The organism is Oceanisphaera sp. IT1-181, from assembly GCF_033807535.1.
GTDB lineage: Bacteria > Pseudomonadota > Gammaproteobacteria > Enterobacterales > Aeromonadaceae > Oceanimonas.
The window spans coordinates 314,359-325,000 of sequence record NZ_CP136856.1; the positions used below are offsets into that span (position 1 = coordinate 314,359).

The 10,642-nt window shown below is 51.5% G+C and carries 13 protein-coding genes (1 of these 13 cut by a window edge); 7 read left to right on the forward strand and 6 right to left on the reverse strand.

Annotation, left to right across the window (positions count from 1 at the left end; all coding sequences use genetic code 11):
* Nucleotides 1-6: 6 nt before the first annotated feature.
* The 4 genes from trkA to def form a co-directional block, all read right to left on the reverse strand.
* A complete protein-coding gene (gene trkA / locus R0134_RS01450; protein WP_319783144.1) occupies nt 7-1,383 on the reverse strand; it encodes a Trk system potassium transporter TrkA in 1,377 nt (458 codons plus the stop codon).
* Entirely contained in the window at nt 1,380-2,687 is a 1,308-nt protein-coding gene (gene rsmB / locus R0134_RS01455; RefSeq protein WP_319783145.1) for a 16S rRNA (cytosine(967)-C(5))-methyltransferase RsmB, read from the reverse strand. Before rsmB ends, trkA begins: the two co-directional genes overlap by 4 nt.
* A gap of 78 nt (nt 2,688-2,765) precedes the next feature.
* Complete coding sequence (fmt, locus tag R0134_RS01460; RefSeq protein WP_319783146.1) at nt 2,766-3,743, reverse strand: methionyl-tRNA formyltransferase; 978 nt, start codon at nt 3,741-3,743, stop codon at nt 2,766-2,768.
* A gap of 9 nt (nt 3,744-3,752) precedes the next feature.
* Entirely contained in the window at nt 3,753-4,274 is a 522-nt protein-coding gene (gene def, locus R0134_RS01465; protein WP_319783147.1) for a peptide deformylase, read from the reverse strand.
* Between the two features lie 193 nt (nt 4,275-4,467).
* Here def and dprA point away from each other — a divergent pair, with 193 nt between their 5' ends.
* Genes dprA through hemF form a run of 5 tightly spaced genes read left to right on the forward strand, consistent with a single transcriptional unit; the run spans nt 4,468 to nt 8,233 of the window.
* Entirely contained in the window at nt 4,468-5,565 is a 1,098-nt protein-coding gene (gene dprA, locus R0134_RS01470) for a DNA-processing protein DprA (protein ID WP_319783148.1), read from the forward strand.
* Nucleotides 5,566-5,567: 2 nt separating this feature from the next.
* The gene (locus tag R0134_RS01475; RefSeq protein WP_319783149.1) at nt 5,568-6,041 is read left to right on the forward strand and encodes a DUF494 family protein; all 474 of its coding nucleotides are present in this window, start codon (nt 5,568-5,570) and stop codon (nt 6,039-6,041) included.
* A 47-nt stretch (nt 6,042-6,088) separates the two neighbouring features.
* Nucleotides 6,089-6,658, forward strand: a complete 570-nt coding sequence (locus tag R0134_RS01480; RefSeq protein WP_319783150.1) for a type I DNA topoisomerase — start codon at nt 6,089-6,091, stop codon at nt 6,656-6,658.
* Nucleotides 6,659-6,704: 46 nt separating this feature from the next.
* On the forward strand, nt 6,705-7,268 hold the full coding sequence (locus R0134_RS01485) for a Sua5/YciO/YrdC/YwlC family protein (protein ID WP_319783151.1): 564 nt from the start codon (nt 6,705-6,707) through the stop codon (nt 7,266-7,268).
* Between the two features lie 56 nt (nt 7,269-7,324).
* A complete protein-coding gene (gene hemF / locus R0134_RS01490) occupies nt 7,325-8,233 on the forward strand; it encodes an oxygen-dependent coproporphyrinogen oxidase (protein ID WP_319783152.1) in 909 nt (302 codons plus the stop codon).
* Here the strand turns inward: hemF and hdfR are convergent.
* The gene (hdfR, locus tag R0134_RS01495; protein WP_319783153.1) at nt 8,230-9,084 is read right to left on the reverse strand and encodes an HTH-type transcriptional regulator HdfR; all 855 of its coding nucleotides are present in this window, start codon (nt 9,082-9,084) and stop codon (nt 8,230-8,232) included. The two genes, hemF and hdfR, sit on opposite strands and share 4 nt — an antisense overlap.
* Nucleotides 9,085-9,245: 161 nt before the next feature.
* Between hdfR and aroE the strand changes: the two genes are divergently transcribed.
* Together aroE and R0134_RS01505 are read left to right on the forward strand one after the other, a co-directional pair.
* Nucleotides 9,246-10,070 (forward strand): shikimate dehydrogenase, encoded by an 825-nt coding sequence (gene aroE, locus R0134_RS01500; RefSeq protein WP_319783154.1) that lies wholly within the window; start codon nt 9,246-9,248, stop codon nt 10,068-10,070.
* A gap of 11 nt (nt 10,071-10,081) precedes the next feature.
* On the forward strand, nt 10,082-10,342 hold the full coding sequence (locus R0134_RS01505; RefSeq protein WP_319783155.1) for a DUF1488 domain-containing protein: 261 nt from the start codon (nt 10,082-10,084) through the stop codon (nt 10,340-10,342).
* 16 nt (nt 10,343-10,358) lie between these two features.
* Here the strand turns inward: R0134_RS01505 and R0134_RS01510 are convergent, their stop codons facing one another.
* Nucleotides 10,359-10,642, reverse strand: partial view of a gamma carbonic anhydrase family protein gene (locus R0134_RS01510; RefSeq protein WP_319783156.1) — the 3' portion only. Its footprint extends 262 nt past the window's final position; only the last 284 of its 546 coding nucleotides appear in the window; its start codon lies beyond the right edge, outside the window; its stop codon occupies nt 10,359-10,361.

Below are 10,642 nucleotides of genomic sequence, written 5' to 3' on the forward strand. Positions count from 1 at the left end.
GTACGACTAGAGGAAGAAGGGACTGGGTTGGAACAGGCGCTCCACTTCAGGGATAAACTTCTTATCGACTAAGAATAGGATCACATGATCGTTTTGCTCGATCACCGTTTGGTTGTGACCAATGATCACTTCATCACCCCGTACTATGGCGCCGATAGTGGTGCCTGGTGGCAGTTTGAGATCGCCCACTTGGCGGCCCACCACCTTAGAGGTAGCACTGTCGCCGTGGGCGATGGCTTCAATGGCTTCGGCTGCACCGCGGCGCAATGAATGCACGTTCACGATATCGGCGCGGCGCACATGGGTCAGTAACGCGGAGATGGTGGCTTGCTGGGGTGAAATCGCCACATCTATGCTGCCGCCTTGTACTAAGTCGACGTAGGCACTGCGCTGAATTAGCACCATGGTTTTCTTGGCGCCGAGTTTCTTTGCCAGCATGGCCGACATAATATTGGCCTCGTCTTTATTGGTTACGGCAATAAAGACGTCGATCTGCTCGATATGCTCTTCAATCAATAATTCTTCGTCCGCCGCATCACCACAAAAGACGATAGTGTTTTCCAGCAATTCCGACAGTTGCTCGGCTCTTTTTAAATTGTGCTCAATCAGTTTGACCGAGTATTTTTTTTCTAACCGCTTGGCCAATCCCGCACCTACGTGGCCGCCACCGACAATCATAATGCGCTTATAATCGCTTTCTACGCGCTGCAGCTCAGACATTACCGCACGAATATGACCACTCGCCGCCACGAAGAATACTTCGTCATCGGCTTCAATAATGGTGGTACCTTGCGGACGTATCGGTCTGTCTTGGCGAAAAATCGCCGCCACTCGGGTATCAATGCCCGGCATATGATCCCGTAAGCTCGACAACGCATTACCCACTAATGGGCCGCCATAATAGGCTTTAATGGCTACCAAGCCGACCTTGCCTTGGGCAAAGTCCACCACCTGCAAGGCGCCTGGATACTGAATTAACCGATAAATATATTCGGTCACCAGCTGCTCAGGCGCTATCAAGTTATCAACCGGCAACGCCTCATTAAGGAATAAACGCTCCCGCTCGGCTAAAAACTCCGGTGCGCGAATGCGCGCTATCTTATTGGGCGTATTAAATAACGAGTAGGCGACTTGGCAGGCAATCATGTTGGTTTCATCGCTGCTGGTCACCGCCACCAGCAAATCCGCATCTTGAGCACCGGCATCGCGTAGCACGTTAGGGTAAGCGCCGTGGCCGTTAATCACCCGCAAGTCGTACTTGTCCTGCAGTTCGCGCAGCCGCTCGGCGTTAGTATCGACGACTGTGATGTCGTTATTTTCACTGACCAAGATTTCGGCTAAGGTGCCGCCTACCTGGCCTGCGCCCAAGATGATGATCTTCATGCTAATTTACTTGTTTTTTTAGTGAGCTTGGCATAATAAAAACCGTCGCCTTGCTCGGCTGCTGGCAAAATCTGCCAGCCTGGAGTGGCGGGCGTATCATCTGCATGCAGTGCTATATGCTGCGCATCTGGCGTACGGCTTAAGAAAGCGATGATCTGTTCGCTGTTCTCATCGGGTAAAATCGAGCAAGTGGCATATAGCAGCGTGCCGCCGGGGGCTAACTTTAACCACAGTGCATCCAAAATCTGCGCCTGCAGCTTGGCTAATTTGGCGATATCTTCGGCGCGGCGCAGCCATTTAATGTCCGGATGTCGACGAATAACGCCGGTTGCGGAGCAAGGTGCATCCAGCAAGATGCGGTCAAAATTCTCACCCTGCCACCAAGTATCAGGCGCTGCCGCATCCGCTTCTATGACCGTGGCCTGCAAACCCATGCGATCTAAGTTTTGATGCACCCGTTTTAAGCGCTCGCCGTCCAGATCCACCGCTACTAATTCTTTTACGCCAGGTTGGCGCTCTAAAATATGTGCCGTTTTACCACCGGGTGCCGCGCAGGCATCCAATACCAGCTCACCCGTTTGGGCATCTAGTAACTGAGCCGCCAATTGGGCCGAGGCGTCTTGCACCGAGCTTGCCCCTTGCTCAAAGCCAGGCAATAACGTCACATCTAATGGTCGGCCTAAACAAAGCGCGCTGTCTGCGATTGCGTCTGGCGTGGCGCTAATTTCTGCGGCGGCTAACATGGCCAAGTAGTCTTCGCGACTGTGTTGGCTTTGATTTACGCGGATCCACATCGGCGGATGCTGGTTATTGGCGGTGAGAATATCTTGCCACTGCTTGGGATAGGCCTGCTGAATACGCTTTACCAGCCAATTAGGGTGCGCCAAGCGTAGCTGAGGCAGCAAGTCGACTTTGGTGGTGAGCTCTGCTTCTTGGCGTTGTACGTTGCGTAAAATACCGTTCACCATGCCTTTAAACGGCTCTGCTTTCAGTATTTTGCAGGCGTTGACGGTTTCGGCCAGCGCCGCATGGGGCGGAATGCGGGTATACAGTAGCTGATAGATGCCGACCAAAATTAAGGAATGCACCACACGGTATTTACCCTTCAGTGGTTTTTCCAATAAGGGCTTGGTGATGGCATCAAGTCTGCTATACCAACGCAAGGTACCAAAGCACAACTCTTGCAACAGGGCGCGGTCTTTGGCGGCGACGTCTTGCTGATAGCGGGGCAGTAAGCCGGATAAGGACTGACCTTGGTTAAGCACCTGATGAATGATATTGGCTGCGGCGGCACGGGTTTTCATAGAGTTACCACTAATGTTTAAGGGTGTTGAGGCGAGAGCCATATTTAGCTGATAAATGTGCCTAGCTAAGAGCTATATCTAGCTAAGAACGGCGCCTACTTGAAACCAGTCTTTACGCGCATTGAGCAAATCCTGACAGCTCATGGCTTTTTTGCCGGGCGGTTGTAGGCTCAGCAAACGCAGTACGCCATCACCGGTGGCCACATCGATTCCCGCCTTACTGGCGCTAATGATAGTACCGGGTGCAGCACTTATTTGTGTGGACTCAGGGCTGTGCGATGTAAGATCAGCATCGGTCAGCACTTGGCTTTGCCAGACTTTAATATTGTGCTCGCCCACTAAAAAGTAACTAAACGGCCACGGGTTAAAAGCTCGTACGCAACGCTCAATGTGCGCCGCGGATTGTTGCCAATCGATGTGCGCTTCTTCTTTAGAGAGTTTCTCGGCGTAATTCGCCAACGCATCGTCTTGCACCACAGGCTTAGCTTTGCCATTGGCAATCACGGTCAGACTTTCCAATAATGCGCTTGGGCCAATCTCGGCTAGCTTTTCATAGAGGCTGGCTGAAGTGTCAGAGGCTTCAATTGGCAAACTGGCGATGTGCAGCATGTCGCCGGTGTCCAAGCCCTTATCCATCTGCATGATGGTGACACCGGTCTCCGCGTCGCCGGCCCAAATGGCGCGCTGAATGGGTGCAGCACCCCGCCAGCGTGGTAACAAAGAACCATGCACGTTAATGCAGCCCAAACGCGGCGCATCCAATACCATTTGGGGCAAGATCAAACCGTAGGCCACTACCACCATAATGTCCGCATTCAGTGCGGCTAATGTTTGTTGGGCAGTTTCATCACGCAAGCTTGGCGGCTGTAATACCTGAATACCGGCCAGCTCGGCGGCCACTTTAACCGCACTCGGGGTTAATTTTTTACCGCGGCCAGCGGGGCGATCCGGTTGGGTGTAAACCGCCACCACTTTATGTTCAGAACCCAGCAAAGCCTGTAAATGGCGGGCAGCAAAATCCGGCGTACCGGCAAAGATAATATTGAGTGAGCTCAAAAGGCGTCCTTATGATTGCAGTTCTTGGGCTTCTTGCTTGGTCAGCTTTTCCATTTTTTGGCGAATGCGCTGGCGCTTTAACGGCGACAAATAATCCACAAACAACTTACCAATTAAGTGATCCATTTCATGCTGAATACAGATAGCGAGTAGCTCATCTGCTTCCAATTCAAAGGTCTCGCCTTGTAAATTTTGGGCGCGCACCTTAACAAATTCGGCTCTTTCTACCAGCGCACGTGCGCCGGGTACCGACAAGCAACCCTCTTCAATACCGGTGCTGCCGCTTTGCTCCAAGATCTCCGGATTGATCAGCACCAGCTGTTCCGCTCTGTCTTCGGAAACGTCGATCACGATCAAGCGCTGATGAATATCCACCTGAGTCGCAGCTAGGCCTATGCCTTCTTCTGCGTACATGGTTTCAAACATATCATCTACAATTTGGCCTAAGGCAGGCGTGAATTCGGTAATGGGTTGGGCCACGGTACGCAGGCGCTCATCGGGGAAACGTAATACAGGTAATAATTTTGCCATAACAAATAAACTCTTTTATCTATCGATATTGGTACTATTTTAGCCATGTCGGCGCACAAAAAACAGCAAGAGTTAACAACAGCTCCAGCTAACTCAAAAATCCGGGTCAAAACGGTGCTGATTGCAGCCTATTTAGGCATTAACTCAGATCTTTGCTTGATAAGCATGGCCATACTTATGGATGAGGTGGCAAATGACGGCATCAAGGTTAACACAACACCCCCTATTGCCTTGGTTGGCTCTGCAGCACACTCACGGCATAGGTCCGGTGCGCGCCCTTAAGCTCTACCAAACCTTAGGCGAGCATTGGTATCTGCCAGAAAATCTTCAGCAAACCAAATTAAGCGCCGAGCAATTAAGCCAGTTACAAACTGCGCACTTTGAGCTACTTGAACCCATATTGACGTGGCAGCAAGCGGCCTCCAACCGCCATATTATCACTTGGGATAATCCCGATTATCCGGCGCAACTAAAAGCCATACCGGCGGCACCCTTAATATTATTTGTGGAAGGCGAGCTTAATGCTTTAACTCGACCGCAGATTGCAGTCGTTGGCAGTCGTCATCCCTCTTATGTGGGCAAAGAAAACACCAAAACTTTGATCCCGGCCTTGGTTGAAGCCGGCGCCATTATCACCTCTGGTCTAGCACTCGGCATCGATGGGCTTAGCCATCAAGCAGCCTTAGACGCGGGCGGCATTAGCTTAGGCGTGTTGGGCTCGGGCTTAGCTAAGGTGTATCCCAAGCGCCACCTAAGCTTGGCCACCGAATTAATAGCGTCGGGAGGTGCCTTAATCTCTGAATGTTATCCTTGGATAGGGCCGCTGGCGCATCACTTTCCACGGCGTAATCGCATTATCAGCGGCTTAAGTTTAGGGGTGTTAGTCATGGAAGCGGCCGAGCGTAGTGGCTCGCTGATTACGGCGCGTTACGCGCTGGAGCAAGGGCGGGAGGTGTTTGCCATTCCGGGGGCTTGGCAAAATCCGTTGGCGTGGGGCTGCAATCAGCTGATCCAGCAAGGAGCTAAATTAGTATTAAGTGCCAATGACATATTAGAAGAGCTAAATGTATTTTCAGTGGCAGAGGTCAAAGTTCTTGCTGCAAATTCGGGCGAATTATTGCCTTATCCGGAGTTGTTGGATAACGTAGGACTAGAGGCAACGGCGTTAGATGTGATTGTAACCCGTTGTCAGCAGCCGGTGCAGGAAGTGCTTATTCGGTTGGTCGAACTGGAGTTGGCTGGCTGGGTGGCATCTGTACCTGGGGGTTATGTCAGAGCGAGAAGGGGATGATCATGTTCGAGGTACTCATGTACTTATTCGAAAGCTACATCCACACCGATGTAGAGACCATGGTAGAACAGGATGAACTCGCCGATGAATTAAGCCAAGCAGGCTTTCAAAAGCAAGAGATCCTCAAGGCGCTAGCTTGGCTAGAACGTTTGGCTGAGTTACAAGAAGCAGAAGAAACACCTGCTTGGGCTATGTCTGAACCCGGCTCATTTCGCATTTACACGCAAGAAGAGATGTTTAAAATCGACGCAGAAGGCCGAGGCTTTTTGTTGTTCTTAGAACAGATCCAGGTCTTGAACGCCGCCACCCGCGAGATAGTGATTGAGCGACTGATGGAGCTGGATCCGCCCGAGATCGAGTTAGATGATCTGAAATGGGTGGCCATGATGGTGCTGTTTAATGTACCGGGTGGCGAGTCCGCTTATCACCAACTGGAAGAGCTTATTTTTGAGCAACCAGAAGGGGCGGTTCACTGAACGGCGCCGCGCTGATAGAATTGCAGTAATGCATTCGGAGGCGCGGTATGTCGAAAATCGATTCCAGTCTATTTAGTACTAAAGAAATGGCTCCTGAGTGGGAGCAGTCCCCTTGCCCCCAATGTGGTGCGGCGCTTGAGTTACGTCATGGCAAACATGGCGCTTTTCTTGGCTGCGTTTCTTATCCTATCTGTGATTATCTGCGGCCACTTAAAGTGGTTGAACCGGATCAAGACATCGAAAAAGTGCTTGAGGGCAGCGAATGCCCCCAATGTCAGCATCCGCTCGCCCTTAAAAAAGGCCGCTTTGGTCTCTTCATTGGCTGCACTCATTACCCTGAGTGCCATCATATTGCCGATATCAACGACCAAGGTGACGCCGAGCCCAGCTGCCCCATGTGCAATAAAGGGCTATTGGTGGCCAGAACCTCCCGTTATGGCAAACGCTTTTATGCCTGCAATCACTATCCCCAATGTCGCTTTATCAGTAATGACAAGCCGGTGGCACAGGCGTGCCCCGACTGTGGCTTTACCATCTTGGTGGAGCGCAAAGGCCAACTGCATTGCCCGAAAAAAGGCTGTGGTTATCATCAAGCACAGCTTGTTGAAACGCTCTGATATCGCACTTTTTAATGACACACAGGGCTAAGGAATTAATACACTGATGAACGCGAATAACCTGCATTTAGCCTTAGAGCAATTGCGTCAAGGCGGCGTGATTGGCTATGCCACTGAAGCCGTCTTTGGTTTGGGCTGCGACCCTGATAATGGGGCCGCCGTGCAGCGCTTGCTGGAAATAAAACAGCGGCCGCTTGAAAAGGGCCTAGTACTGGTGGCGGCTGATATGAGTCAGTTACTGCCTTATTTAGACTTGAGTAAATTGCCTGAGGGACGCTTGAGCGAGATCCTCAATACTTGGCCTGGGCCCAATACTTGGGTCATCCCTGCTAAGACAGAAGTCCCCACTTGGCTTAAAGGACGCTTCGACTCACTGGCGGTGCGGGTAAGTGCGCATCCCCAAGTGCACGATCTCTGTTTAGCCTTTGGCAAGCCACTGGTGTCCAGCAGTGCCAATATTGCCGGCCAGCCGCCGGCGCGCACCGCCGAGCAACTTACACTGCAGTTAGGCGATAAGCTGGATTATATTTTACCTGGCACCACCGAAGGGCGGGCTAACCCTTCTTTGATCCGCGATGGCAGTACCGGCGCCATATTACGACCGGCTTAAGCTACGACCGGCTTAAGTTGCGTCCCGCCTGAATTTGAACTCTGAGAGAGAAATCAATGAGCACTCAACCTGATATCCAGGCCGTGAAAGCCTTTTTATTACAGTTACAAGATAATATTTGTGCCGGTTTAGCGGCGGCCGATGGTACTGGCCAATTTATTGAAGACAGTTGGGAGCGCGCCGAAGGCGGTGGTGGCAGAAGTCGCGTGATGCGCCATGGCAGCGTCATTGAACAAGGCGGCGTTAACTTCTCTCATGTACATGGCGATGCCATGCCGGCTTCGGCCACGGCCCATCGCCCTGAGTTGGCAGGTCGCTCGTTTGAAGCCATGGGCGTATCACTGGTGATCCACCCGCACAATCCGCATTTACCGACCAGTCATGCCAACGTGCGCTTCTTCATTGCCGAAAAAGAAGGCGCGGATCCGGTGTGGTGGTTTGGCGGCGGTTTTGACTTAACGCCTTTTTATCCAGTAGAAGAAGACTGCCAACATTGGCATCAAGTGTCTCATGACTTGTGCGCGCCCTTTGGTGAGCAGGTGTATCCAGAATATAAAAAATGGTGTGATGATTACTTCTATCTGAAACACAGAGATGAAACGCGCGGTGTGGGTGGCTTGTTTTTCGATGACTTAAATCAGTGGCCGTTTGAGCGCTGCTTTGAATTTATGCAAGCAGTCGGTAACGGCTATTTAGATGGCTACCTGCCGATTATCGAAAAGCGCAAAGACACGCCTTATACCGAGCAAGAGCGTCAGTTTCAGCTCTATCGTCGGGGCCGTTATGTGGAATTTAACTTGGTTTATGACAGAGGCACGCTGTTTGGTTTGCAAACGGGCGGTCGCACCGAGTCTATTTTAATGTCGATGCCACCGCTGGCGCGCTGGGAATATGACTGGCAACCCGAACCAGGCACCAAAGAAGCCAAATTAAATGACTTCTTGGTGCCCAGAGTCTGGGTTTAGTCTTCCCCGCCTTGGGGAGCAAACAAGGAGACCACTTGATCGATTAAGCCTTGGCGCTCCCCACCGGGTAAATAAGCCGCATAGACTTCGCGACTAATGGACGGCGTATCGGCCACTACAAACAGCTGCTCTTGCTGTTGGTAGGTATTAATCATGGAGCTGGGCAAGAAAGTGCTGCCCCCATGATGCAGTAAATACTCAAGCGCGATGCGCACCGAGCCCGTATGCAAGATGGGCGGCGTGCTGGCATTAAATAATTTGGCGTGCTGGGTGTTAAACGCCGTGCCCCAGTCGATGCGGATATAATCTTCCGCCATCGCCTTCGCCGTATCTAAATGTTGATGCGACGACACCAGTTGCAGCTCCATGGTGTGAATGGCCACATGGTGCACGCCTTCGATACGCGCAGGATCCGTTAAAAAGGCCAAATCTAAGGTACGACTTAATAGCGCGCGGGTCATCTGCTCAGGCGTGCGAATATCGGCGCGTAATGACAACGCCGGCAGCTCGCAATACAAGCGATGCAACCCCTCTTGCAGGTAAGCGTCCCACAAGTTGGCGGTGCCGGCCACCGCCAGTTGCTGAGTTTGCCGTTCGCTCAATGCCACTTCATGTTGCGCCCGAGCCCAAGCTAGTAGCATGGACTCGGCATGAGGAATAAGTGCATCACCAGAAGAGGTGAGCTGGATATTATTGCGCAGACGCGTAAAGAGCGTTACGCCCAGCTGACTTTCTAACTGGCGAATGCGAAAGCTGACCGCCGATGGCGTCAGGTACAGATGCTCCGCAGCTTTGCCAAAATGGCGAGTGCGCGAAACTTCTAGAAAGGTTTTTAACAGTTCAGTATCCAATGCGAGCCACAATATTTTTGTTCGTTAGCGCAAAATCTATTCGTTTTGGTAATTTTTGCAACCAAAAAATGTATGTACTGGCAATATCAGTGCATTTACCGTCTACTTAAGACTCAATAGTGTTTAATTCAGCCGTTACACCGTCAGCGAGAGCAAACATCATGGACAGATATGCCGTTATTGGGCACCCCATCAAGCACAGCCAATCTCCGTTTATCCATCAGCAATTTGCCGAGCAAACGGAGCAAACGCTTGAATATCAGCGCCTGCTCGCTCCGTTAAATGGCTTTGCTGATAGTTTGCGTCATTTTGCAGCCGAGGGTGGTAAAGGTTGTAATGTTACGGTGCCGTTCAAGACTCAAGCCTTGGACATCGCCGATGAACTGACTCCCAGAGCTGAACTGGCGGGTGCGGTGAATACACTGCATCTATTGGCGGATGGACGTTGGCTCGGCGATAACACCGATGGCGCAGGTTTAGTGATGGATCTCAAACGCCTCGGCTTTACCTTAAGCGGCGCTAAGATCTTATTATTAGGCGCAGGCGGTGCGGCACGTGGTGCGCTGGCACCATTATTAGCCGAGCTACCGGCACAAATAGTGATTGCTAATCGCACCCCGGCGCGCGCCGAAGAGTTGGCTCAGCATTTTGCCGAGCTCGGCAATATTAGCAGCGCACCGCTCGAGGCGCTGGAGCAGCCCTTTGATATTATCATCAACAGCACCTCCGCCAGTTTACAGGGCGAGACGCTATCCTTAAGTGAGCAGGTGTGTCATGCGCACACCCGTGTTTACGACATGATGTATAGCGCTATAGAAACCCCGTTTCTGGCGTGGGCCAGAGAGCAAGGGCTTGAACACAGATATGACGGCTTAGGGATGCTTGTCGGGCAGGCCGCTGAAAGTTTTTATATCTGGCGCGGAGTACGGCCTAAAGTGATGCCGGTACTCGAGGCGCTACGTGAGCAGCTTGCGGTTCCCGTGTAAAGGAGTGGCACATGAATCAGGATATTATTGTTAATGACGATCTTAATTGGCAGCCAGAGCAGCAAAGGCTAACTTTTACTGCCCAGTGGTTTGGCGGCCAAGTCATCTGCTACCTCAGTTTATCCAGGCTTGAGCATCTCACCGGACAAGCGTTAGTAGATGAAGCCAACATTATGCTGGCCTTTGAGTCAGTACGCTTTGATATAGAAGAGCAAGTGAGCGAGCTTGTTGGCCAAGAAGCCTTTAGCCCAGATGGCAGCTTATTGTTATAACCGCACCCCGTATGCCTTATTCCTCAGCCTCTTTAAGATATTCGTCTTTTAGGCGTACATAGTTAGTGGAGGACTCAGAGAAGAAGGCTTTCTCTGCCGTCGTTAATGGTCGCACTTGTCTGGCAGGGCTACCCATATATAAGTAGCCCGATGCCAATTGCATACCTGGCGGTATCAAACTACCAGCACCGACCATCACCTCATCGGCAATGTTAGCTCCATCCAGCACAATCGCCCCCATACCGATCAACACTCGATTTCCAACAGTGCAGGCATGTAGCATTGCCTTATGGCCAATTG